A 24,742-nucleotide genomic window follows, 5' to 3' on the forward strand; every position below is an offset into this window, starting at 1 on the left:
TTACGGAAAATTACAGTTTGCTTGTATATAATAGCTATTGTAATTAGAAATTTCAGGGGGTAGAAATTTGATGAAGTTTTCAGTAAAAAAAATGGTAGGGACATCGTTAGCGACGTCAGCGGCTTTAGCAGCCTTTGCAACCACTAATGTTTCAGCAGACGAAGTATATACAATTGAAACGGGAGATACTTTAACTGCTATTTCACGTAAATTTGATTTATCAATCGCTGACTTATTAGAAGTGAACACAATTGATAACCAAGATTTAATTATCGCAGGTCACGCTTTAAATATTCCAACTGTTGATGCGCCAGTAGTAGCAAGCACTAAACGTGTTGCAGACGCTTCTAACGTATACACAGTTGTTGCAGGCGATACTTTAAACAAAATCGCTGCAGATTTTGACACAACAGCGCAAAACTTACGTGATTTAAATGGTATTTCAGGTGACTTGATTTTAGTTGGTCAACAATTAAAAGTTCAAGGTGAAGTAGCTCAAGAAACAACAGTAGAACAAACGGCTCCTGTAGCTGAAGAAACAGTTGAAACAGAAGTAGAAGCTACTCCAGTAGTAGAAGAAACTGTTAACAACTATGTAGCAGACGAAAATGTTAACTACACTGTAGTTGCTGGGGACTCTATCAACAAAATTGCAGGTCAATTTGGCGTTTCAGCGTCTGAATTACGTGCACAAAACAATTTATCATCTGACTTGATCTTAGTAGGTCAATCATTAGCTATACCTGGTTTAGCTGCAGCACCTGCTGTTGAAGAAGCACCAGTAGTAGAAGAGACTGAAGCAGTTGCTGAAGTAGCATCTGTTGAAGCAACAGTAGCTACAGAAGAAGCTGAAGTTGCACCCGTTGCAAATACAGTAGAAGAAACTGAAACTGCTGACGCAGAAATCGAAGCACAAGTTGCAGCGGAAGAAGCAGAAGTAGCAGCTCAAGCGGAAGCAGACGCACAAGCGGCAGCAGAAGCAGCAGCAGCAGCAGAAGCAGCAGCACAAGCGCAAGCGGCAGCCGAAGCAGAGGCGGCAGCAGAAGCAGCAGCAGCACAAGCAGAAGCAGCAGCACAAGCGCAAGCGGCAGCCGAAGCAGAGGCAGCAGCACAAGCACAAGCAGCAGCGGAAGCAGAGGCAGCAGCACAAGCACAAGCAGCAGCGGAAGCAGAAGCAGCAGCACAAGCGGCAGCGGAAGCAGAGGCAGCAGCACAAGCACAAGCAGCAGCGGAAGCAGAGGCAGCAGCTCAAGCACAAGCAGCGGCGGAAGCAGAAGCAGCAGCTCAAGCGCAAACTGGTAACGTAACCGCATTATTAAACAATGCTTACGCACAAGTTGGTGTACCTTACTTATGGGGTGGTAAAACACCTTCAGGTTTTGACTGTTCAGGTTTCGTAAACTATGTTTACAAACAAACTTACGGCGTAAACGTTGGTAGCTACACTGGAGAACAACAATACGCTGGTCCAAAAATCTCAGTTTCATCTGCACAACCAGGCGACTTAATTTTCTGGGGTTCATATGGTTCTCCATACCACGTAGCAATTTCATTAGGTAATGGACAATACATCCATTCACAACGTCCTGGGGAAACAGTTCACTCAGAATCAATCAATCCATACTGGGCACCATCATTTGCTGTAAGTATGGCTGCTTATAACTAAGCAATCTTTTAAATATAAAATATGAAAGGTCGAGATGATTACCCCCCTCGGCCTTTTTTTATTAGAAAAATTTGGTATCAAAATCACATGTCAATAGCTATGAAAGCCCTTTAGTAGGCATAATTGGCATTTTCATCTAAAGGTGTTAAAATAAGGTGATAAGTTCTAGCAAATTTTCCAAGATCATATGTTCACAATCAAGGAGAGCACATTAATGAAAAAAATATTAATTGTTGACGATGAGAAACCAATCTCAGATATTATATCTTTCAACTTAAAAAATGAAGGTTATGAAATAGACACTGCCTATGATGGGCAGCAAGCTTTAGAAAAATTCGCATCATTCCAACCCGACCTAGTGGTCTTAGATTTGATGTTACCAAAAATCGACGGGCTAGAAGTCTGCCGTCAAATCCGTAAAGATAGCCAAGTGCCAATCATTATGCTAACTGCTAAAGATAGTGAAATTGATAAGGTATTGGGGCTTGAATTAGGGGCGGACGATTACGTGACCAAACCATTCTCAAACCGTGAGTTAATGGCGCGCGTAAAAGCCAATATCCGCCGTACTGCGGTAGTTGCTGAACCAGTAGTAGCTGACGAAGTGACGGAGAAAGACAATATTATTGAAATTGGCGATTTATTGATCCATGAGGATGAGTATATTGCTTCTAAAAATGGGGAAGATGTTGAGTTAACACACCGTGAATTTGAGTTGCTACATTATCTTTCACAACACATTAACCAAGTAATGACCAGGGAGCACTTGCTTCAAACTGTTTGGGGTTATGATTATTTTGGTGATGTTCGTACAGTGGATGTGACTGTTAGACGTTTACGCGAAAAAATCGAAGAAAATCCAAGTCATCCTAAGATTTTAATTACTAGACGGGGTGTTGGTTATTTCCTTAAAATTCCAACTCAAGAATAGAGGTCAGTCATGCCAAAAACAAGGAAGAAATCTGGGATTCCTTTTTTCAAATCTATTAATTTTAAAATACCGGTTATTTTTATATTAACACTACTAATTTCGCTCCAAATTGTCGGAGCGTATTTTATTCGTTCGCTAGAAACAGAAATGTTAACATCTTTTGATGACCAAATAACGAGCCAAACGACGTTTATCGTTGATAATATTCAAACGGTGATGGAAGATGAAGATTTGAATGAGGATGAAAAAGAGACGCAGGTGAATTCAATCTTGCGTCGCTTTAATAATGATAGTGTATTAGAAATTCAATTATTCGATAGCAATGGTTTCTTATTAGCAACTTCAAACCCCACTTCGCAAGCCTATATTGGGCAAAGAACGGTGGATGAAGATATAGAAGAAACGTTATATACAGGTATTCGTAGTGAAACGTCAGGCTATGATTCCAATCAAGAAATCCGCATCAAAAAATTTGTGACACCAATTTTTTCTACGGCATCTTCAGGAGCCATGATTGGTATTTTAAATGTGACTGCAAATCTAGAGACTATCTATAGCCAGATTCAAAATATTATGTCTCTATTCTTGATTGCATCAGGTATTTCACTTGTGTTTACGACAGGATTAGCGGTGTTAATCTCTAGTCAGATCATCAATCCGCTACAAAAAATGCGCGATCAAACCAAGCAAATTGCTGAAGGAAACTATTCAACTACTTTGGATATCAATTCAGAAGATGAGATCGGGCAGTTGGCAGAATCTATCAACTACTTATCTGTTCGTGTTGGGGACGCACAAGACCTAACTGAAGCAGAGCGGCAGCGGTTGGATTCAGTCCTACGTCATATGACGGATGGGGTTATTGCCACCGATCGACGCGGAAAAATTACCATTATTAATGACCGTTCATTGAATATTTTGAATAAGACACAAGAAGAGGTGATTGGGGAATCTATTATTGAAGCTCTAGACCTTTCTGATCGTTTCTCATTCAGAGAATTATTTGACCAACATGAATCCATCCTACTAAATTATGCAAATGATGAAGGTGAAACAATTATTCGCGCTGAGTATTCAGTTATTCAACGAGAATCTGGCTTTATTTCCGGTTTGGTTTGGGTATTAACAGATATTACGGAACATGAAAAAATTGAACGTGACCGTAAGCAATTCGTTTCAAATATTTCACACGAGTTGCGTACACCACTAACGAGTGTGCGTTCATATAGTGAAGCATTGGTTGACGGGGCCATTAAAGATGAAAAAGTAGCGGTTGAATTCTTGAATGTTATTCAAACTGAAACTGACCGTATGATTCGGATGATTTCAGACTTACTACATCTTTCTAGAATGGACGCTAAGCAACAGGTGATTAACCGAGAGTTGATTATTTTCAAAGACTTGGTGAACCATATCTTAGACCGTTTTGATATGATGCTTCAATCTGAAGATTATGAAGGTAAAAATTATATTATTAAACGTGAATTAATGGAAGAAGAGGTCTGGGTAGAAATTGACCAAGATAAGTTAATTCAAGTTATCGATAATATTATAAATAACGCCATTAAATACTCGCCAGATGGTGGGACAATCTATGTGCGTTTAATGTCTACACATAACCAACTGGTCTTAAGTATTCAAGACCAAGGGTTAGGTATCCCTCAAGAATCAATTCCACACTTATTTGACCGTTTCTACCGAGTAGATAAGGCGCGTTCACGTGCTCAAGGTGGTAGTGGGTTAGGTTTATCCATTGCAAAAGAAGAAATTGAATTGCATAACGGGAAAATTTGGGTAAATTCGATTGAAAATAAAGGAACCACATTCTTTATCTCACTTCCATTTGAGGAGTTTGATAGTGATGATTGGGCAGGGGAGGATGAATGGGCCGATGAAGCAGGATAGATGGAATTGGATCCTTCATGCGATACTTGCCATACTAGCGCTTATATCGGTTGCTGCTTCAGTCAGTAACCTTTATGGGCCTAGTGCCTTAAATGCCTTGTTTAGTCAGGCTGATCAAGAAAGTAATGGGGAAACCACTACCGAATTGAATAATATGGCGATTTCTAATGAAACAACAGACGGAAATTCGACTGAAGATGTTGAAATTACAGCCTCACAGACCTTAATTTTACATAGTGAGGCGGATGAATACGTAGCGATTGATAATATGTCAGCGATAAAAGAGCTGAAACATGTTGCTGCAGGATTTAACTATAATCGTGAAATAGAAGAAGATTCTGCCTACAATATCCGCAACTACGTCCAAACTCAATCCTATGTTGAAGATAAATTGAACAATGAAACACCGATTAACTTTTTGATTGCGGATGTGTCTAGACTGCCTGAAGAATTACAGGAAATATCAATCACTTCTTATATTTATGTTATGGAGACCAATGAAGTATATCTATTGAATGAGGTGACAGATACGGCATATTCGATGAATATTTCAGATAATGTAGATGATGTAATGGCCCGGGTCCATGATTATTTATCTTCATATGAAGACTTAATGGAACCAGTTGTGCCAGTTATCCTATCCAATGGGGTGTCTTATGTATCAAAAGAAGCACAGGAAATTGATCGGCTAACTTATTTACAAGAGCGTCAACCAACAACTTACTTCTTGAATCATTTCTTTGAAACACCAGAAGATATCCATGATTACTCAATGAATAATATTTCACGCTATTATACAGAAGGTCGTCAATTAACAATCAATATGGAAACTTTTGAAGTAGTATTGCTACAAGATAATACGAAAGCGGAGGAAACGAATTTAAACCAACAACTTGAGGTCACATCAGCTGCCATGGCGGATATCTTAGCTGACCACACGTCATGGTTGTATGCAGAATCTAATGGTGACGACAGAAATGAAATGATCACTTACCGTAAATATGTGAATTCACTGCCGGTTTTTGGGAATAATTACGTCTCAAAAGCACAGTTTGTCATGCCTGGTAATACCATTCAAAACATTTATATGTCTGCTTTGACTATTCAAACCCAGGTGACTGATTTATCAGAATCTTATAAGGTTATGTCAGGTGCGGACGCTTTGGATTTACTGAATAATGCAGGTTATTTTAATGAAGATATTTCGGAATTGGTCTTAGGATATCGTTGGGTACAGAATCCTGAAACGAGCCGCCTAGTAGAATTAATCCCGTCTTGGCACGTTCAAATTGGTAATAAGTGGTTTATGCTTGAAGATTTAATTGATATGAGTCAGTATCCATCTCTGCAAACTACTTATACTGAATCTGGAAAGGCCGTTGATTTATCTCTTTATTTTGACAATCTAGGCCAACAGGTGAGTGAGGAAGAAGTGAAGACCCAGTTAGACGAAAGTATTTCAGAATCTTTCTCTTCTGATGCAGGCGAAGCTGGTTATTCTCAAGTTTTGAACCCGCCGGTATCAGATAGTGATGAGGAGGAGAGCTAGCGATGAATTTTAAAAAAGTAGAAATCATTTTTATTCTAGCCTTCCTGATTTTAAATGTATTTCTGATTAATATTTTTATGAATAAGTATGTGGGGACGTCGAATCAAGCAATTGAAAATCAGTCAGTGGATATTGTGACGGAATTTAAAGCCAATAATATTCAATATGATGAGATTTCAGATGAGATCTTGCGGATACCCTTTATTAGAGCTCTGAATACAAACTTAAATGAAGAAGATGTGTTAGCCGTCACAGAAGATACGCAAAGTGTTGAAGTGAATGCCAATCAAATTCTAGGGCAGATTAATACCCCTATTCAATTGGAAGGGGTGACTGGGGAAACAACAGCAGGAGAACTTTCTGATTCTGCCTTAGCCAGCTTGAATCAATTTATCAATAGTGAAATTTATCAAGGAAACCAATACCGGTTTATTACCTATGATAAGAATGCAGGTAGGGTGACTTACATGCAAGAGACGGCATCAGGTGCAGTGATTGCGGATGGGACTGGGGAAATTGTGTTCCAGGTGAATAATGATTTTACAGTTTACGCCTATGACCAGACGATTGCTGGTGGTACGGCGATTCAAGGCGAGGAACGGACGGTCATTAGTGAACAACAAGCCCTTGAAAATGCCTATTTAAACAACAGTATTCCAGATGAATCAACGATTGTGCGTTCATTCTTATCATACCGCGTGACCCTAGTGCTTGATGAAATGACCCTCTACCATCCAGTGTGGACCCTATTGATTCGCACGAATGAAGGGACGACGCAGCGTGTATTTGTAGATGGTATCAATGGGGCAATTATGACCCAATAATTGGAAAGAGGACGATTCATGTTTCAAAATTATCAAGAAAAAGTCAGTAACTACTGGCACAAGTTGACGATTATTGCAGTCAGCTTAATCGCATTATTCTTTTTGACGGGATACCAGACAGCCGTGCAGGCGGTGGCTTCGGTGAGTGATTACACGGCGACTGTGAATGTGCAGGCCGATGGGACCATGCAGCAAGAGGAGACGATTAGCTTTGACGTGAAGGGGACGGTTGAAGAATTTAACCACCGGATTGCCCTAACGGATATGAGCAAGTTGGCCAATCTTGGCGTGGATATGAAGAGTGTGTCGGCGGATTCTTATTTCACTTTTGTGGAGAGTGATTCAAATGAAGTGGGGACTTTTACGGTTTCTACTGCCGATGATCAAGTGGCGGACATCACCATCTACAATACGGTGACGGCTGCACCACATATCACCCAGGTTTCAGCGACGATTTCGGATGCTTGGACAAATTATTCAGAGTGGTCAATTTTAAAGAATAGCTTTCTAGCATTACCTTATGACGTCGATCAAGCCACTTTAACTGTCACATTCCCGCAAGCCGTGCCGGAAGACCAGTCTGATTTAATCATTTCGGGTCCAGGCAAAACGGACTTGCAATGGGCTGACGATAGAAAATCATTTACAATCACAGTGAAAAACTTAAAAGCTGATGACAACGTGGCCCTTCAAATGTACATGCCGGTGTCCATTCTACCTGATAACCAAAAGGTGGGGGCAGACTCTGAAGGCCAATCTACTATTGAAAGTATGCAGGCTAGTCAAGAAGCAGCAACGCGTTTACAAAGACGCCAAACCATGAAAATCTGGGCTGTGGCGGGGACTTTATTTGTCTTAATTTTTGCTTATACCATTTATTTATATATGAAGAAACGCCAAATTGTGATTGCGGTGCCGAATAAGAAAGGCTTTGTGGAGAGTCAACCCAATGCTTACGGTCCGCAAACTGTGGCGCGGTTAATGGGTAAAGGGTATTCGGACCATCAAAAGATTGTCTTGTTAGTCTTAGAGATGATTCAAGCAAAAGTTTTGGCGGCCCATTTTGAAGTCAATAAAAAGGGCCAGCTGGCAGATATTCAAGTGTCCATCTTGAAGCCAGAAGTCAACCAACCGGCGGGACAGTTCTTATTGAGTGCAATTCAAAATCAAAGTCAAACCAGTCGTGATGTGGTGTCTTTAAATGACTTAGTCTTTAACAAAACCGGAAAGGTAACGATGATGTCACGCTTTGGCCGGAAATTAGTCCGTAAGATTAACCAAGCAGCTAAACAACCCTTAACCAAAGACGGTGTTTATAGTAAAATGAATCAAGTTTACATGGCTATTCTAACACTCTATATGGTAGCATGGTTATTTGGAACAGGTTTCGTGATTTACTGGCAATTGCAGCTGCAAGCTTTAAATGTATGGGCTTCATTATTGCTGTTTGTCAGCGTGGCTTTGGTTGCCCTTTTACAAAAAAATGTCTTACCAATGCGGAGTGATAAAGGGGTATCCTTATTCAAGTTGTGGCAGGGTTATTTGAAGGGCATCGGCAGCCAGTTAATGAATCCGGATGCTTGGGGCCGTCAATCGGCAGAATGGTTGGACCATCAATATTTATATGCTTGGGTTGCGGGGTCGAATGTGAAGGTTGCTAAGGCGCTGGAACAAGAGGCGCAGGTTGTCCAGTTACCTTTGATGGGTTCGGCACAAGCGATTGACCATTTACAGTTAGAGAAATTGAAGTGGCAACCACAGGCTGAGGAAGTTTCGGATGATGACGTCGCTGAATAGCCGGTGACAAGATGAAGAATATAAATGAAAAAATAACAGTATTTAGATCTAGAAGGAGGCAATCATGGAGACTGCACAAAATGATTTTACAATGCGTGTTTCCATGCTCGGCAGTAGCTCTAGCGGAAACGCTACTTATATTGAAACCCCTAAGCGGAAGATTTTAGTGGACGCAGGATTTAGTGGGAAAAAGATGAAGGAATTGTTAGCCGGCATTAACCGTGATATCAATGAGATTGATAGTTTATTTATTACGCATGAACATTCTGACCATATTAAGGGGATGGGGGTTCTAGCGCGTAAGTACGATTTAAATGTCTATGCTAATGAGGCGACCTGGCAAGCAATCGGGAGTAAGGTTGGGGTTATTCCAGTAGAAAAACAGCATGTCATGGAGCAAGGTGATATACTAACTTTAGGCGATGTGGATATTGTGTCCTATGGTGTGAGCCATGACGCTGCTGAACCGCAGTTTTATGCCTTTCAAAAGGATAACCGCCAGTTTACGATTTTAACGGATACTGGTTATGTGAGTGACCGGTTAATTGGCTTGTTGAAGAATTCAGATAGTTATTTAATCGAGTCCAACCATGATTTGGATATGTTGCGGATGGGTGCTTATCCATGGTCTTTAAAACAACGTATCCTCGGTGATGAGGGCCATTTATCAAACGATGCCGGTGCTCAAGCCATGATTGATATGATTGGGGATAGAACGAAACGTATCTATCTAGGCCATTTATCTAAAGAGAATAATATGAAAGCCATTGCCCACCAAACTTGCGTATCCGCAATGCTTCAGGCTGATCTTGGTGTTCATGATCAATTTGAAGTATATGATACAAATCCAGACAAGCCAACAAGCTTGTTTACCTTATAAATTTTTATAAATATTTATAGAATCGCCTGTAAAAAGTCATAAACAATTCAAATATACCTACTATAATCAAAGTGTTAAGAGTCTAAAATAAAAATCGAGGGAGATGAGCAAATGTCTCAGTCAAATAATCCAAATAATTTAAATGACCAATCATCAGTAGATAACCAAAATGATGAACCAATTAAAAACCCAAATGAACCACATAGACCTGAAAAGAAAGAACGTAAATTGACCGCCTTACAATCAGGCTTAATTGGTGGTGCAGTTGCGGCTGTGTTAATTTCTGGTGTGGGCTATGCTGTGACGACTGCCAACGATACGGATGATCAGATTTCAACAGAAGAAGTGCAATCGATTGTAGATGAGGCAGTTTCTAGTGCGCAAGCAGATAATACAGCTTCTTCAGTCCAATCGACTTCACTTGATGTGACTACGGATGTTTCTGAAACAGTAGCTAATGTACAAGATTCAGTTGTTTCTGTTGTGAACATGACAGAGTCTGTGTCAACGTATGATTTATTCGGATTTACTTCACCAACTCAAGGAGAAACTACAACAGAGTCTTCAGAATTAGAAACTTCTTCTGAGGGTTCAGGTGTTGTCTACAAGGTTGATGGGGACACTGCTTATGTTGTCACTAACAACCATGTAATTGACGGGGCAGATGCGATTAATATTATTATGGCTGATGGTACCCAAGTTGAGGCTGAAGTGGTTGGTTCTGATCCATGGACTGACTTAGCGGTATTGAAGATTTCTTCAGATGTTGTGACAACAGTTGCTGAATTTGGGGATTCTGATAGCTTGAAAGTAGGGGAACCTGCGATTGCCATTGGTTCACCTTTAGGTTCTGAATATGCAACAACTGTGACGCAAGGGATTATCTCTGGTTTAGACCGTTCGGTACCTGTTGATATAGATGGCGACGGCACATCCGACTGGGTGGCCAATGTTATCCAAACGGATGCAGCGATTAACCCTGGTAACTCTGGTGGTGCTTTATTAAATGCTGCTGGACAAGTGATTGGGATTAACTCGATGAAGGTATCAAGTGACCAAGTAGAGGGTATGGGCTTTGCCATCCCAGCAGGTGAGGTGCAAACAATCATTGGTGAACTGGAAGTCAATGGCAAAATTGTTCGTCCGGAATTAGGTGTATCTATGGTTGACCTTAACCGAGTGTCATTAGATTATCAATCACAAAACTTACAATTACCTGATGATGTTGATGGTGGTGTTTATGTTGCAGAAGTATCAGCAGGATCGGCGGCGGAGGCAGCTGGTTTACAAGCTGATGATGTCATCGTTGAATTTGCGGGTGAAGCTGTAACGGATTCAGCATCATTACGTCAAGCTTTATACCAACAAAAATCTGATGCAAGTGTAGAGGTTTCCTTCTACCGCAATGGTGAATTACAAACAGCGACTGTACAGTTACAACCACAAAACAACAGTTCCGCAACCCAATAAAGAAGAAATTTTGTTCAATTACACAGAATTATTAAATAATATAAATGAAGCTCAACCGTCAGTTAATATCGGTTGAGCTTTTTCGATGGTATAACTTGCATCAGGTGGAAAGTATCATTTGATTTATCGAGGGATAGAAAACTTAGAGACTTATCCACTTATCCCCATACCTTATCCACATAGATGTGGATAAAATGGTGTGGATGTGTATAAAATGTTGGTACCGCTTAAAACATTGAGAGATAAGCTTTGTGAATTGTGAACCTTTATGTGGATAGTGGGGATAACTATGGGGGGCGGAGTGTACTTTTTTTAAAATGCCCATAAATCGCGTCTAATGGCTGTGGAAATTGTGGATAATCATAAACATTAGGTAAATGAATAACAAAAAGGTTGAGACCAGCGTCCCAACCTAATAGTTGCATAAGGGCCATTAACGAATTTCACGTAAATAGTCAGCTTTTTCAAATTTGTCAGTATTAGCAATAGCGACATAGATATCATCTGCTTGGATGATATAGTCAGCAGGGAAGGTTGTGGTTAATGCTTCACGACGACGTTTGCGGATACCAATGATATTGATGTCGTAACGTTGACGTGTATTCAATGAAGTGAGTGATTTGCCCACCCATTCTTCTGGTGGACGGAATTCTACTAAAGATGTTTCGTCATCTAGGTTAATAATTTCTTCAATGGTGTTGTGAATCATACGGCGAGCAATTTGAACGCCAGATTCTTTTTCTGGTTGCACGATGGTATTTACACCTAGCGCTTCTAAAACTTTACGATTTGTTTTATTTTTAACCTTACAGATGATATGGTCGATACCTAATTCTTTTGCATTTATAACACCTAATACAGAAGCTTCAAGGTTGGTACCTGTAGAAATAACAATCGCATCACATTGGCCAAAACCAAGGTTACGCATATATTCTATATCAGTAAAGTCTCCAACTGAACCAACTGTTAAGTAACCATCTAAACGGTTAACATTTTTTTCATCTAAATCACAGGCAATGATTTCAACGCCGTTTTCGGATAATTCTTTAGCGATTGTAGAACCAAAAATACCTAAACCTAAAATACCTACTAAATTCATTTTTCCCATTTTATAACACCTATCCTATTAAAATATTTGTGTTTGTATATTTAATATCACGTTTTTTATCTTGTTTACTTGGTAATAAAGAAAGGAACATAGTCATTGGACCAATCCGTCCGATAAACATTAATGCCATTAAAATAATTTGACTAGCCATAGAAAGCGTTGGTGTTAAATTGGCTGTTACACCAACGGTTGCAAAAGCAGAAATGGCTTCAAATAGTATATATAAGAAATCCACTTGGGGATCAAAAGTTAAGATTAAACCAGAACCGATAATTAATAAAGTGGTATATAGTAATAAAATAACGAATGCCTGACGTAATAGTTTTGCTGGAATCGTGTGTTTATCAAAGTTGATAAATTCTTTCTGGCGAATTTCTGCAATGGCCATCATTAATACTAAAGCAAATGTTGTTGTTTTTAAACCCCCGGCAGTACCACCAGGACTCCCACCGATAAACATGGTAACAATGAATATCAATATGCTAACAGGGTGTGCTAAAGTATAATCGATAGAAGCAAATCCAGCGGTACGCATCGTAACCGTTTGGAAAACAGCAGTCATCAACTTGTTACCAATACTCATCTCTCCAATTGTGCCGGTATTGTTCCACTCGAAGGCTAGAAATAATAAAGTCCCTAGCGTAATGATTAGGAGGGTCATTTTCAATGCCAATTTAGTATGTGGCCGTAAATGACGAATCGCATTTTTTAAGGCAAACTTAGGTCTAGACCGGTCTAACTTTTTGATTTGATTGGTTACATCAAACCATACTGAGAAACCAATACCACCTAAAATAATTAAAGAAATAATAGTCCAGTTAATTACGGGCTGTGTTTGTAGGGCGATCATAGATGAATTGCTAAGTGGGTCAAACCCAGCATTACAGAAAGCAGAAACCGCCATAAAGATACTTAGAAAAGTACCGCGACCTAAACCATATTCAGGAATAAAATAAGTAGCAAAGAGTAAAGCACCAGCACCTTCAATAATAAAAGTGTATCGGAAAATTTTACCTAGCCAATTGGCAATATCGTTTAGTGAACTGTTGTTTAAAGCACCGGAAACAGCAACTTGGTCACGTATGCGGACATTTTGGCCAATTCTAAAATAAATGAGCGAGATGAATGTCATCAAACCTAAACCACCGATCTGGATTAACATCAACATAATAATTTGTCCAAATGTATTATAGGTATCAAAAATGGATTCAACCCACAAACCTGTCACACAGACAGCAGAAACAGCAATGAATAGATGGTCAAAGTATGTTGCATCTGATGTGGCCACCTGGCTAATTGGTAGACTCAGTAGTAGTGAACCTACAAAGATGACGACAGCAAACGATAAAGCAATTTTTTTAGCGCTAGATAATTGGCTTACTGGTTTTAGAAAATAATGTAGCGCTCGATGTATTAAATTAATTGTGATAACCTCCCATAAAGCTTGATGACTTTAAGAAATTTTAAGATTCATTTTTCAAATACGATTAATTATAAACACTTTAGCAGAAAAATCTAGTAAAATAAAAAATAAAAAAGTTAATAACGAAATATTTGCATGATAGGAGTTATTTTTGCATGTTAATTAAAATTATCTCAGTTGGTAAATTGAAAGAAAAGTACCTAAAACAAGGCATTGAAGAGTATACTAAGCGGTTATCTCGGTATACAAAGTTTGAAATCATTGAAGTGAAAGATGAACCGACAAAAGAAAATGCTAGTGAATCAGAAGATGAAATGGTGAAGGATGCGGAAGGTGAACGTATCTTGAATAAAATAAAACCGGATGACTTTGTTTATCTGTTGGCTATTAATGGGCAAATGTTGTCGTCCTTAGGATTGGCCAAATCGATGCAAGTTCAGATGACTCAGGGGAAATCGACACTGGTCTTTGTGATTGGTGGTTCTTTAGGAACCAGTGACGCTGTCAACAAGCGGGCCAATCAAGCCATTTCTTTTGGGAAAATGACCTTACCTCACCAATTGATGCGCTTAGTGTTAACAGAACAAATTTATCGCGCCTTTAGAATACAAAATAATGAACCGTATCATAAATAAAACTCGTTTCAGTAGGATAAATGGCGGATAGTATGCATGATATGTTAAGATGCAAGAGAAAGATCATTTTTTATATAGATTACGTTAAGTATACACGGAGTAGTGAGGAGTTTACATATGAATATTTTTCCAATACATGCATTAGCAGATAATTATATTTGGATGATTGAAGATACAGATAGTGTTATGATTGTTGACCCGGGTGAAGCAGCAGAAGTTTTATCTTATATCGAAGTAGAAAAACCTAGCCAAATTGCTATTTTATTAACACATAAACACGACGATCATATTGGTGGTGTAGAGGAAATTATCCAGACCTACCCAGAAACTAATATTTATGGTCCAAGTGAGGTGCCAGGTTTTGACGATATGACAATTTTAGAAGATGGTAGCCAGGTAGATATTTTAGGCCATAAAGTAACCGCTTTACTTTCAGCGGGCCATACAGCTGGTCACTTAGCCTATATTGTCGATAATCAATTTCTATTTACTGGTGATGCAATGTTCTCAGCCGGCTGTGGTCGTGTATTTACGGGCGACTACCAAGCAGCATTTGATGCCTTAGAAACTTTTAGTCGGTTAGACGATGACATTGCTGTCTTTGCAGGACACGAGTACACCTTAACCAATTTAAAATTCGCCCATTCAATCTTTCCAGAAAATGAAGTAATTGCTGAAGCCTTAGGGCAAGCAGAAGTTTTAAATGCTGTAAACCATCCTACCTATCCTTCAACTATTGGTAGAGAAAAAATCATTAACATTTTTATGCAAGCAGAAGATGTCACAGCTTTTAAAGATTTAAGAAATTTACGGGATAATTTTTAAAGCATTCAATGTGGAAAAATATTATGGAGAGGTAGCGGATGGTAAGCTACCTCTCTTTTTTTATTTATCCTCAACTACATAAGTATTTGGAGTAGTGATGGATACAAATTTGTACTGTATATTGCGTTTTTTATATAAGAGAAGCATGAAGCTGACAGGGGGGGAAAATGAAAATAAAGCATGAGAAGGTTTGTATCTCAGTGTTTAAATTACTCTTTTTCTCATATTCATAAAAACAGCAATGTACGAGTAAATGGCGGAACAATGATTTTCTTCAAGTAAAATTGACTTGTATATCAATATAGCGTGATAATATAATGGTATAAACGCTTACATTGATAAAAAAGGGAGGAAATTTTTATGTGGACATTTATAATAGGTGTCGTCGCTTTAGTTGTAGGATACTTCACCTATGGTCGCTATATCGAGAAAAACTTCGAGCCGAATCCTGAACGGACAACACCAGCGGAGGTTTTACAAGATGGCATGGACTTTGTACCAATGCCTAGATGGAAGAACGCAATTATTGAATTATTAAACATCGCAGGGACAGGACCTGTATTTGGACCAATTATGGGTGCTTTATATGGGCCGGTCGCTTATTTATGGATTGTTTTTGGTTGTATATTTGCTGGGGCGGTCCACGATTACATGTTGGGGATGGTATCTCTTAGGAATAATGGCGCACAACTACCCGCTTTAGCAGGTAAGTATATTAATAAAGGGACTATGCATGTAGTCAACTTGTTTGCTTGTTTACTATTATTATTGGTAGGTACTGTATTCGTTTCGTCGCCTGCAGCGCTTATTCAAAGCTTGCTTCCAGGTAACGTTGCTTTAATTATCATTATAATTGCTATTTTTATTTACTACATTATTTCAACTGTTTTACCAATTGACCAAGCAATGGGGAAAGTATATCCTTGGTTTGGTGCAATACTTATCATTTCAACTTTAGCAATCGGTTTAACATTAATCTTTGGAGATCACTCAATGATTGAATTGTCTTCAGCTACTATGTCGAACTTTCATCCTAAAGGCTTGGCTATTTTCCCAGGTATCTTCTTCACTATTTCTTGTGGAGCGATGTCAGGTTTCCATGCAACCCAAGCACCAATGGTATCTCGTACAATGGAAAATGAACGTGAAGGGCGTTTCACTTTCTATGGTATGATGATCGCTGAAGGTGTTATCGCGATGATTTGGGTGGCAGCTTCATTAGCCTTATTTGACGGTGAAACTTTATCAGGTATGATTGATGCAGGTACTGCTTCAGCAGTTGTGAATGCCGTGTCATTAGAATTGTTAGGACCAATATTTGGTACTTTGGCAATTATTGGGGTTATTGTGTTACCATTATCTTCTGGTCTATCTGCATTCCGTTCATTGCGTATTATTATTGCAGACTATACCCACATGAAACAGGACACATTGCCGAAGATAATGACAATCACCTTACCAATTTATGTGATTTCATTCTTCTTAACCTTTGTGGACTTTAATATCTTATGGCGTTACTTCAACTGGGCCAACCAAGTTACAGCGGTACTAGCTTTACTAGTAACAACACGCTACTTATTCCTAAAGGGTAGAAATTACTTCGTCACACTAGTGCCAAGTGTCTTTATGTTATATGCCGTTGTAGTCTACTTGTTAAGTGAACCAATTGGCTTTAACTTAGGATTAAGTAACTTATCCTACTGGGGCGGGGCAGCCATTACTTTAATTATTCTCGCACTATTCTGGAAACAAGGTATTGACCAAAAAGCGAAATTAGATCCTTCGTCTAAATTAATTAATGACCAGTTATCAATTCAAACGCTTTATCCAGAATTAGTAAATGAAAAATAAATAAAAAATACCGTCTCGGTCTTCTAAGGCCGAGGCGGTATTTTTATGGTGTTTTTTTAATCAGCATAGTCACTACAGGTATATCTTAGCTACCTAAAAGTACACCGATACCATAGGCAACTAGGGCGGCTGCACCACCAATCAGAAGCATTTCCATACCAGATTTAAACCAATTGGTATGCGTTAAACGTGATTTTGATGCACCTAGGATAAATAGGGTGATGGCGGTTAAGACGCATGCAACTGCAAAGGTATTGGCCATCAAAAAAGTATTAGTTGAGGCGAATACGTAGGCAATTAATGGGATAAAACCATATATTAAAAATGAGAAGAACGTTACTAAAGCATTTCTCATTGGATGTGTTTCGATTTCTTCATCCCCAAACTCACTATTCACACGTTCTTGCTCAAAGATTTCAGGATAATTGGCTAGGGTTGCTGAAATCTGATCGGCGTCATCCTTTGAAATGCCTTTTGCTTGGTAGTTTGCAGATAATTTAGCCACTTCACTTGAAAAATCATTCTTAAAATCAAGACGCCGTTTTTTGATGGTGTTCTCAACAAACTCTCCCTCAGACTTACTTGAAAGGAAGTCACCAACGGCCATAGATAAACCATCTGCTAATAGATTGGCGAAGCCAAGGATGATGACTACGTCAAGTGATAAGGCACCACCAGTTGCCCCTGCAACGACGGCGAAGGTTGTGACAATACCATCGAGGCCACCGTAAACCATACTTTTCACGTAATTGCCATTCATCAAAGATTCTTTTTTACTTTGTTCACTCAATTGCTACACCTCCATAAGTATTTAGTTTTATTATATGCTTTCATATATAGATGGTGGGTTGGTTCACTCACAGATGATTCAAAAAGGTGAAAAAAAGCCCCCAACGGCTAGAATTGTATGGAAACTTAGTCGTTGAGGACAATTTTGTTTATAGATTATTCAGCTGTTGTGTCACTAGCAGAACTGAAGCTTGTACCAAAGATATTATCTACGATAGAAAGGATACGGTCCCAAATACCTATAGCATCTTCTTGTAATTGCTCAGTATCTGCATTTTCGATTGCAGATGAAGCAGAAGCGGCAACGTTACTTGCAGCGTCAGACAATGAGCTTGCTAAGTTAGATAATTGTGTTTTTTGCTCTTCACTTAACTCAAGGTTAGAGAAGTTTTTCATTTGATCAATAATCGCTTGGATATTGTCTTCAGAAATCACACCATTTAAGTTGTAGTTATTCACAACATTATTCACGATAACAGTAATTTCATCCACTGAAATTGAGCCACCATTTTGGTCTTTCAAGTCAGCAATTTGCGCTTTAATATCCGCAATCGCAGCGTTCATGTCGCTATCAGAGTAACCTTCAGTATCTTCATTCTCTTGTGTAATTGAAGAAGTTACCGCTAACTCATCTTGGGCCACTTGACGGGCATCATCATCTAATGAATAACCAGCATCTTCAAAGGCTTTATAAACACCCGCTAAGGCACCTGAACCATCTACTGTAACAGCAGAAGCCACTTTAATATCTACGTCAATTGCACCCGCAGTAATGGCCGCATTCTCATATTGGGCTTCAGTGATATCTGTTATTGTATCTGGTGTTTCGATTTCAACCGTTACGCCACCATCGTTATCAGCTGGTGTGATATAAGCTGAAGAGTAGACTTGGTTGTATGGGTAGCTATCTTGTAATAAGTCATTTAATTCATTAACAGCCACTTCGATTTCAGTCGCGCCATCTTCAACACCTAATAATTTTTTTGTTTCAGTATATTGGCTATCATCTAAAGTTTCCCCGTATGTAAACATCGGGTCAATAGCAATCTTATCTGCTAATTTATTTGGTGCAGCTACGGCAAGTCCCAAAGCTAAAACACCACTAGTTAATAAAATTCGTTTTGTAAACTTTTCCATTGTATGTTTCCTCCTACAGACTGATTATGACCATGAAGGTCGTAGTTGTCGGTAAGCCCATTGTATCATTTTAAATTGGAAAGGGTTTTAGAAAACTGTTAACAAGGATATAAAAATTGTTTAAGGAGAAAAGGAGTGCGAAAGACGACGCTTCCTGTCTAGGAGTAATATGATTAAGGTGCGAGAGACCTCTCTGGAGACTCGAACCTAACTAGGGTGAGGGCGGTCCCACTGCTTTTTAAGACTATGTTAGGCATAAGCATAACCTGAAAGTTAATAATCAGAAAAAATGGGTTACTAGCCATATCACTACAAAAATAATCTATTTCATTTACAAGCTGTCAGCTAAGGAAACCTAGGTATTGATACCTAGGAGGAATTAGCAAAATAGACAGCTCTTTTTGTTGATTTTACTAGGTTATCGTTTATGTTTTCTCTAAATAGATAGTATAATGTATTTTAAGAGAAAAGAGGTGATAAGATGCAGTTAACGAAAACGATTAAAGTGCAATTATACCCAAGTGCTAGTGATATTGAAAAGTTCGAAGAAACCCAACAACAGTTTTTAAACGCTTGTAATTTTGTTTCGACATATATCTTTGACCATGACTTTGAATTAGGTCAAACGACTTTGCACAACGCCTTGTATCATCAGATACGTCAGGATTTTGGGCTGCAATCGCAAATGGCCCAGTCCGTGATGCGTACGGTAATCGCGAGATATAAGACCGTGAAAACACAGTTTAAACAAAAACCTAAGCGTTATAAAGATATCCATACAGGTAAATATCATACGCTATATAAAGACCTTTACCATTTAACGAAACCCCTAGGGTTTAAGCAACCAGTAGCTGTGTTCGTACGTAATCGTAACTACGCTTATCACCAAAACAATACCTATTCACTGACGACCAATCAAGGACGAATTAAAGTGTCTTGTGATAAGCAACATATCGCTTATCTTCAACAATTTAGCCAGAATGCTTACAAGTTCGGTCAAGCTGAATTACTCTGTCGTAAGGGTAAGTGGTTCTTACACGTGTCCGCAAGTAAAGAGATAGACAGCCCAGATGAAACTAATATTCAACGGATTGTAGGCATTGACCGTGGTTTAAGACAGATACTAACTATTGCGGATGATACAACTCATACTACCTTCTATTCGGGTAAAAGCTTGATGAAGAAAAGACGGCGTTTTAAGGAATTGCGCCAGTCCTTACAAGCGAAGAACACCAAATCAAGTCGTAGACGCCTTAAAACAATTGAAAGACGAGAGAACCGCTGGATGAATGATGTGAACCATCAATTATCAAAGACACTCGTTGATCGATACGGGGCCAATACCTTGTTTGTGTTGGAAGATCTTACGAACGTTACTTTTAACACGACTCACCATCGTAAGCAAGATGCACGGTATGAACACCATTCTTGGCGATTCTTCGATTTTGAAGAAAAGTTAATGTATAAAGCTTTAGAAAGTGGTTCGCAAGTTTTAAAAGTATCCGCACAATTTACGTCCCAACGTTGTCCGAAATGCGAATCAATTGATAAAGCTAATAGACAACAAGGTAAGCACTTGTTTACTTGTCAGAATTGTGGGTATCAATCAAATGATGACCGTGTGGCAGCTATCAATATTCAAGAATTGGGTCACCGATATCTGTCGAGTGAGAAAAACCCGCGGTTTGAAAAAGTTGTGCCAATACAAAATTATTAAACGTAAAACAATATTCGGTAAGTGTCTACAGACCGCTTACTGATGGGGTGCCAGTCAACCATCCCTTAGTGTCTTTAAACGGTTGGAGATATTATATCGTTTGTACAACCACCATGTTTAGGACAAACTCTCTGTTTTAACAGAGAGTAGTTGATATATACTAGAAGAGGAAGCGTTTTTGAAATTGGGGTGAAATCAAAAATTTTTATTAAAATTATTCAAATGAAGTGACAAAATTTCACTTTAAAAGTATGCTTAAGGCTACAAGTTATGTCGTTTTTGGAGGGATAAAAATGAACATCGAACAGAAAAAAGAATTGTTAGCTATCTTAGCGCAGGATGCGCGATTAGCACCTAAAACTATTGCTAACATGATTGAAGCTAACGAAGAAGAAGTCGTTGCGCAAATCGCTGCTTATGAAAAAGATAACGTGATTGCCGGCTACCACACCATGATCAACTGGGACGTTGCCGATGACAACTTGCTATCAGCGATGGTAGAAGTCAATGTTGATTTACACCACGGTGTATCTTATCAAGACATTGCAGAAACCATTTACCAATATGATCAAGTAGAATCTTTATACTTGATGTCAGGTACTTATGATTTCCTATTATTAACCAAGCGTTTAACGATGGTAGATATCTCTAAATTTATCTCTAAATTAGCAGCTATCGACGAAGTTAGCGCTACAACAACCCACATTGTAATGAACCGCTATAAAGAACAAGGGGTTGTCTATAAAGATATCAAAGAACATGGCGGACGTATGGTGATCTCACAATGACAAAATCTCAAAATAAAACCGTAATTGATATGGAGCCATCTGGTATACGCCGTTTTTTCGACATTGCCAATGAAATCGAAGGCGTGATTTCGCTTGGGGTAGGGGAGCCTGACTTTCCAACGCCTTGGTCAATTCGTGAAGAAGCGATTCGGGCCATTAGAAAAAGTAAAACTTATTATACTGCCAATGCAGGTTTGATTGAATTGCGACGTGCAATTTCAAATTATTTAGACCGCAAATATGACTTGGATTATGATCCGGATACGGAAGTGATTGTCACTGTTGGTGGTTCTGAAGCCATTGACCTTGCTTGTCGTGGATTAATTAACCCAGGTGATGAAGTATTGTGTATGGATCCGTCCTACGTATCTTACACACCGTCAATTGAGCTTGCTGGCGGGATTCCCGTACCAATGAAACTACCAAGTGAGCACGACTTTATTTTACAGCCGGAAAATATTGAAGCATTGATCACAGAAAAGACCAAGGCTATTATTTTAAACTATCCAAACAACCCAACAGGGGCAGCAGCAACTCGGGAAGAGTTGGGAAAATTGGCTGATGTAATTAAGAAATATGATTTATATGTCTTAACGGACGAAATTTATTCTGAAATCTGGTATGCCAAAGATAAATACACGTCAATCGCTTCATTTGAAGGGATGAAAGAACGGACAATCTACATTAACGGATTTGCTAAAGCCTTCTCAATGACAGGGTGGCGAATTGGTTACCTATGTGGACCAGAAGTTTTAGTGGAACAAATGTTGAAAATCCACCAGTTCACGATTATGGCTGCACCAACTGTATCGCAATATGCGTCAGTTGTAGCTTTAGAAGATTGTGATGACGATGTAGAAGCGATGCGGAAAGACTATTTAAAACGTCGTAACTTCTTATTAGGCCGATTCCGTGATATGGGTATTCCTTGTTTCGTACCACGCGGGGCTTTCTATACCTTCCCTGACATTCGTGAATTTGATATGACCAGTGAAGAATTTGCCTTGGCGCTCCTTGATGCGAAGAAATTGGCAGTTGTGCCTGGTTCAGCATTTGGTGAGGGTGGGGAAGGATTCTTACGTATCTCATACGCTTACTCAATTAAAGAATTGACGATTGCCATGGACAAAATAGAAGAATTCATTACCGAGCTAAGAAACAAATAAGACAAGGATAAATATTGTGTATAGAAATGCAAATTTATTTTTCAAAGAATGATACAAATGACGATTGAGGGGTTGATTTCATGGATAAAGAAGCATTAATCATTGTAGATATGAGTAACGATTTTGTGGCACCAGACGGTTCATTAACCGTTGGCCAACCAGGTCAAGCCATCGTTCCTTACATTAAATCTCTGGCAGAAGACTTTATCAGCCAAGGGAAGGATGTGGTCGTGGCCATGGACGCTCATCAAGTGGATGATCCCCACTTTAAATTGTGGCCAGCCCATAATGTGGTGGGTACAGAAGGACAAGCACTTTATGGTGAATTGCAAGACTGGTTTCAAGCCAACCAAGACAATGAATTGGTCACATACCTGCCTAAAGAAAATTACAATAGCTTCTTTAATACTGGTTTGGCGGATTTATTGCTTGATAAAGGCGTTGATACAGTCCATATTGTTGGTGTAGCCACAGATATTTGTGTTTTCAATACGGTTAGTGGGGCGGATGCCTATGGTTTTCAAACGAAAGTCCATGCTAATGGTGTTGCAACCTTTACAGATTTAGGGGACACTATGCTTGAACATATGACACGGTGTTTCCACACTGAAATCATTAAGTAGAAATTGTCTCGTAAAGTCTGCATAACAATTGTATAATAAACGAATAGGTCATGATTTTCCTTCTTTCAAGTATGATGTGGTGTTTTACTTTATTTTAGGAAAGCATGGCCATTTTGTATGTACAAAAATAGTGTTGGTGAAAATTCCTTAAAAACGCCTACCAACACTACTTAAAATAAAACAAAAACTCGACGCCAGCTGACGTCGAGTTTTTGTTATCATAAGTACTATTTGTAATCTACACCTTTTGTGTAGGTGTTTGATGCATCCCAAAGTAGGTATTCCTTGGCGCCACTTTCAATAACAGCGTCAATTTGTTCTTGTACTTCGGCCGCGCCGTACTCAGCATAAGTACCTTCCGCCAGGTATGATGCGGTAAAATCTTGTAACCAAGGTCTAGATACTGGTGCATCTTCCAGCTCAGCATTTAAAGCATTCTCTTTTTCCATATAAGCTTGTACAACTTCATATGGGTATAAGTCTGGGTAGTCTAAGTCGAAGTAGCCAGGACCCCAGTGAGAAGGGTAAATCATTGATGAAATGACATCGACATTTTCTGCGATCATGTTGTAGTTTTGACCGATACCAGGTGTTGCGACAACATCTGTCACGTAACCAAAGATATCTGCAGAAACATCTACACCATATGGTTCAAGTTCTTCACGGGCAAAAGCTAGGAAGTCTGCGATAACCATTTGACGGGCTTCAGTTGAAGCTTTTCCATATTCAGCGTAGTCACCCATATCGTAAGTTAAGGTTTCACCGAAAGTTTCAAATCCTTCTGGGAAGCGGACATAGTCAAATTGGATATCCTTATAACCAGCGCGAGCGGCTGATTTAGCGACTTCTACAAGGTATTCCCAGTTATCTTTGTTGTATGGGTTTAAGAAGGCATCGCCACCATCGTTAGTCCATACTTCACCAGATTCTGTTAGGAAGGTACGTGATGGATCAGCGTTAGCTAGGTTGGTATCTTTAAAGGTTGTGATACGAGCGATTGGATAGATTTGTTTGTCTTCGAAAGTTTGCATCATGCCTTCGCCGTCAATACTATCTGTTTCGTTGTTGTTGACCGTATCATCTTCTGACGGTAGGTCCATAGTAATATTCCCGTAGTCGTCTTTGACATCTAGTACGACTGAATTTAGATTGGTTTCATCTAAAAGGGCCATATTTTCATCAAATAGGGCTTGGTCGGTGGCACCGGCAGCTGATAGGTAAATCCCTTTTACCCCGTCTTCAGGATAGGCAATATCGTAACCTGAATCGTATTGGAATTTTGAGGGTAAATTTTTTGGTTGGTTTAATAAAGCCGTTGCTTCTGTAGAAACATTTGGTAATTGTGTACTGTCACCTTCACCGCTTGTCGCTGTAGCGCTAGCATCTTCACGACTTGCTTCAGTTGATTCACCAGATTCACTGGTAGATTCAGAGTTTTGTTCAGACGAACTTTCATTACTTGCGGATTGTTCTTGGTTATTTTCATTGGCTAAGCCATACCAGTCTGTTCGAATGCCAAAGATTAAGGCTAAACCTAATACAATGGCTGTGAGTAGTCCTAAAACAAGTTTCCAATTGAATTTAGGTCCTTCGTTTTTTGGGTCTAAAGTTGTCTTAATATCCGAATTTGGATTGGATTGATTGTCTTTCAAGGTTCT

20 protein-coding genes are annotated in these 24,742 nt (G+C 39.2%); 15 read left to right on the top strand and 5 right to left on the bottom strand.

Annotated features, from left to right (window positions below; all coding sequences use genetic code 11):
• Positions 1–70: 70 nt before the first annotated feature.
• From A6J77_RS05800 to A6J77_RS05835, 8 genes are all read left to right on the top strand, one after another.
• Positions 71–1,666, top strand: a complete 1,596-nt coding sequence (locus A6J77_RS05800; protein ID WP_083068986.1) for a LysM peptidoglycan-binding domain-containing protein — start codon at positions 71–73, stop codon at positions 1,664–1,666.
• A gap of 214 nt (positions 1,667–1,880) precedes the next feature.
• Positions 1,881–2,597 (top strand): response regulator YycF, encoded by a 717-nt coding sequence (yycF, locus tag A6J77_RS05805; protein ID WP_016896364.1) that lies wholly within the window; start codon positions 1,881–1,883, stop codon positions 2,595–2,597.
• A 9-nt stretch (positions 2,598–2,606) separates the two neighbouring features.
• Positions 2,607–4,502, top strand: coding sequence for a cell wall metabolism sensor histidine kinase WalK (gene walK, locus A6J77_RS05810; protein ID WP_083068987.1), 1,896 nt, complete (start codon positions 2,607–2,609; stop codon positions 4,500–4,502).
• Positions 4,489–6,051: a hypothetical protein gene (locus A6J77_RS05815; protein WP_083068989.1), complete on the top strand. Its 1,563-nt coding sequence runs from the start codon at positions 4,489–4,491 to the stop codon at positions 6,049–6,051. The genes walK and A6J77_RS05815 overlap by 14 nt, the downstream gene beginning before the upstream one ends.
• A gap of 2 nt (positions 6,052–6,053) precedes the next feature.
• Positions 6,054–6,875, top strand: coding sequence for a two-component system regulatory protein YycI (locus A6J77_RS05820; protein WP_083068991.1), 822 nt, complete (start codon positions 6,054–6,056; stop codon positions 6,873–6,875).
• 18 nt (positions 6,876–6,893) lie between these two features.
• Positions 6,894–8,672, top strand: coding sequence for a DUF2207 domain-containing protein (locus tag A6J77_RS05825; RefSeq protein WP_083068993.1), 1,779 nt, complete (start codon positions 6,894–6,896; stop codon positions 8,670–8,672).
• A 64-nt stretch (positions 8,673–8,736) separates the two neighbouring features.
• The gene (locus tag A6J77_RS05830; RefSeq protein WP_083068995.1) at positions 8,737–9,552 is read left to right on the top strand and encodes an MBL fold metallo-hydrolase; all 816 of its coding nucleotides are present in this window, start codon (positions 8,737–8,739) and stop codon (positions 9,550–9,552) included.
• Positions 9,553–9,663: 111 nt separating this feature from the next.
• The gene (locus A6J77_RS05835) at positions 9,664–11,022 is read left to right on the top strand and encodes a S1C family serine protease (RefSeq protein ID WP_083068997.1); all 1,359 of its coding nucleotides are present in this window, start codon (positions 9,664–9,666) and stop codon (positions 11,020–11,022) included.
• 433 nt (positions 11,023–11,455) lie between these two features.
• Here the strand turns inward: A6J77_RS05835 and A6J77_RS05840 are convergent, their stop codons facing one another.
• On the bottom strand, positions 11,456–12,130 hold the full coding sequence (locus A6J77_RS05840) for a potassium channel family protein (protein ID WP_016896371.1): 675 nt from the start codon (positions 12,128–12,130) through the stop codon (positions 11,456–11,458).
• Between the two features lie 10 nt (positions 12,131–12,140).
• The gene (locus A6J77_RS05845; RefSeq protein WP_415749488.1) at positions 12,141–13,559 is read right to left on the bottom strand and encodes a TrkH family potassium uptake protein; all 1,419 of its coding nucleotides are present in this window, start codon (positions 13,557–13,559) and stop codon (positions 12,141–12,143) included.
• A 149-nt stretch (positions 13,560–13,708) separates the two neighbouring features.
• Here A6J77_RS05845 and rlmH point away from each other — a divergent pair, with 149 nt between their 5' ends.
• The 3 genes from rlmH to A6J77_RS05860 all read left to right on the top strand — a co-directional run bounded on the left by rlmH (position 13,709) and on the right by A6J77_RS05860 (position 16,864).
• Positions 13,709–14,188 carry a 23S rRNA (pseudouridine(1915)-N(3))-methyltransferase RlmH gene (rlmH, locus tag A6J77_RS05850; RefSeq protein WP_083069001.1) on the top strand — a complete coding sequence of 160 codons (480 nt, stop codon included), beginning with the start codon at positions 13,709–13,711 and terminating at the stop codon, positions 14,186–14,188.
• A gap of 117 nt (positions 14,189–14,305) precedes the next feature.
• Positions 14,306–15,013 carry a hydroxyacylglutathione hydrolase gene (gene gloB, locus A6J77_RS05855; RefSeq protein ID WP_083069003.1) on the top strand — a complete coding sequence of 236 codons (708 nt, stop codon included), beginning with the start codon at positions 14,306–14,308 and terminating at the stop codon, positions 15,011–15,013.
• Between the two features lie 360 nt (positions 15,014–15,373).
• Positions 15,374–16,864, top strand: a complete 1,491-nt coding sequence (locus tag A6J77_RS05860; protein WP_083069005.1) for a carbon starvation protein A — start codon at positions 15,374–15,376, stop codon at positions 16,862–16,864.
• A gap of 85 nt (positions 16,865–16,949) precedes the next feature.
• Here the strand turns inward: A6J77_RS05860 and A6J77_RS05865 are convergent, their stop codons facing one another.
• Together A6J77_RS05865 and A6J77_RS05870 are read right to left on the bottom strand one after the other, a co-directional pair.
• Positions 16,950–17,654 (bottom strand): VIT1/CCC1 transporter family protein, encoded by a 705-nt coding sequence (locus A6J77_RS05865; RefSeq protein WP_003143319.1) that lies wholly within the window; start codon positions 17,652–17,654, stop codon positions 16,950–16,952.
• Between the two features lie 155 nt (positions 17,655–17,809).
• On the bottom strand, positions 17,810–18,790 hold the full coding sequence (locus A6J77_RS05870) for a DUF1002 domain-containing protein (protein WP_003143318.1): 981 nt from the start codon (positions 18,788–18,790) through the stop codon (positions 17,810–17,812).
• A gap of 481 nt (positions 18,791–19,271) precedes the next feature.
• On the opposite strand from A6J77_RS05870, the gene A6J77_RS05875 reads away from it, so the two are divergent.
• The 4 genes from A6J77_RS05875 to A6J77_RS05890 all read left to right on the top strand — a co-directional run bounded on the left by A6J77_RS05875 (position 19,272) and on the right by A6J77_RS05890 (position 23,084).
• Positions 19,272–20,507, top strand: coding sequence for an RNA-guided endonuclease TnpB family protein (locus A6J77_RS05875; RefSeq protein WP_083069007.1), 1,236 nt, complete (start codon positions 19,272–19,274; stop codon positions 20,505–20,507).
• A gap of 293 nt (positions 20,508–20,800) precedes the next feature.
• Positions 20,801–21,295, top strand: coding sequence for an Lrp/AsnC family transcriptional regulator (locus tag A6J77_RS05880; protein ID WP_039934560.1), 495 nt, complete (start codon positions 20,801–20,803; stop codon positions 21,293–21,295).
• On the top strand, positions 21,292–22,461 hold the full coding sequence (locus tag A6J77_RS05885; protein WP_083069009.1) for a pyridoxal phosphate-dependent aminotransferase: 1,170 nt from the start codon (positions 21,292–21,294) through the stop codon (positions 22,459–22,461). The genes A6J77_RS05880 and A6J77_RS05885 overlap by 4 nt, the downstream gene beginning before the upstream one ends.
• A gap of 80 nt (positions 22,462–22,541) precedes the next feature.
• Entirely contained in the window at positions 22,542–23,084 is a 543-nt protein-coding gene (locus A6J77_RS05890) for a cysteine hydrolase family protein (RefSeq protein WP_083069010.1), read from the top strand.
• 227 nt (positions 23,085–23,311) lie between these two features.
• Here the strand turns inward: A6J77_RS05890 and A6J77_RS05895 are convergent, their stop codons facing one another.
• Positions 23,312–24,736 carry a putative glycoside hydrolase gene (locus A6J77_RS05895; protein WP_083069012.1) on the bottom strand — a complete coding sequence of 475 codons (1,425 nt, stop codon included), beginning with the start codon at positions 24,734–24,736 and terminating at the stop codon, positions 23,312–23,314.
• Between the last annotated feature and the right edge of the window lie 6 nt (positions 24,737–24,742).

This window comes from Aerococcus viridans (assembly GCF_002083135.2).
Classification (GTDB): domain Bacteria; phylum Bacillota; class Bacilli; order Lactobacillales; family Aerococcaceae; genus Aerococcus; species Aerococcus viridans_C.

Bases quoted from the DNA above. Each gene is read 5' to 3' on its own strand.
- A6J77_RS05800 (WP_083068986.1), top strand. From the start codon at position 71: ATGAAGTTTTCAGTAAAAAAAATGGTAGGGACATCGTTAGCGACGTCA.
- yycF (WP_016896364.1), top strand. From the start codon at position 1,881: ATGAAAAAAATATTAATTGTTGACGATGAGAAACCAATCTCAGATATT.
- walK (WP_083068987.1), top strand. From the start codon at position 2,607: ATGCCAAAAACAAGGAAGAAATCTGGGATTCCTTTTTTCAAATCTATT.
- A6J77_RS05815 (WP_083068989.1), top strand. From the start codon at position 4,489: ATGAAGCAGGATAGATGGAATTGGATCCTTCATGCGATACTTGCCATA.
- A6J77_RS05820 (WP_083068991.1), top strand. From the start codon at position 6,054: ATGAATTTTAAAAAAGTAGAAATCATTTTTATTCTAGCCTTCCTGATT.
- A6J77_RS05825 (WP_083068993.1), top strand. From the start codon at position 6,894: ATGTTTCAAAATTATCAAGAAAAAGTCAGTAACTACTGGCACAAGTTG.
- A6J77_RS05830 (WP_083068995.1), top strand. From the start codon at position 8,737: ATGGAGACTGCACAAAATGATTTTACAATGCGTGTTTCCATGCTCGGC.
- A6J77_RS05835 (WP_083068997.1), top strand. From the start codon at position 9,664: ATGTCTCAGTCAAATAATCCAAATAATTTAAATGACCAATCATCAGTA.
- A6J77_RS05840 (WP_016896371.1), bottom strand. From the start codon at position 12,130: ATGGGAAAAATGAATTTAGTAGGTATTTTAGGTTTAGGTATTTTTGGT.
- rlmH (WP_083069001.1), top strand. From the start codon at position 13,709: ATGTTAATTAAAATTATCTCAGTTGGTAAATTGAAAGAAAAGTACCTA.
- gloB (WP_083069003.1), top strand. From the start codon at position 14,306: ATGAATATTTTTCCAATACATGCATTAGCAGATAATTATATTTGGATG.
- A6J77_RS05860 (WP_083069005.1), top strand. From the start codon at position 15,374: ATGTGGACATTTATAATAGGTGTCGTCGCTTTAGTTGTAGGATACTTC.
- A6J77_RS05870 (WP_003143318.1), bottom strand. From the start codon at position 18,790: ATGGAAAAGTTTACAAAACGAATTTTATTAACTAGTGGTGTTTTAGCT.
- A6J77_RS05875 (WP_083069007.1), top strand. From the start codon at position 19,272: ATGCAGTTAACGAAAACGATTAAAGTGCAATTATACCCAAGTGCTAGT.
- A6J77_RS05880 (WP_039934560.1), top strand. From the start codon at position 20,801: ATGAACATCGAACAGAAAAAAGAATTGTTAGCTATCTTAGCGCAGGAT.
- A6J77_RS05885 (WP_083069009.1), top strand. From the start codon at position 21,292: ATGACAAAATCTCAAAATAAAACCGTAATTGATATGGAGCCATCTGGT.
- A6J77_RS05890 (WP_083069010.1), top strand. From the start codon at position 22,542: ATGGATAAAGAAGCATTAATCATTGTAGATATGAGTAACGATTTTGTG.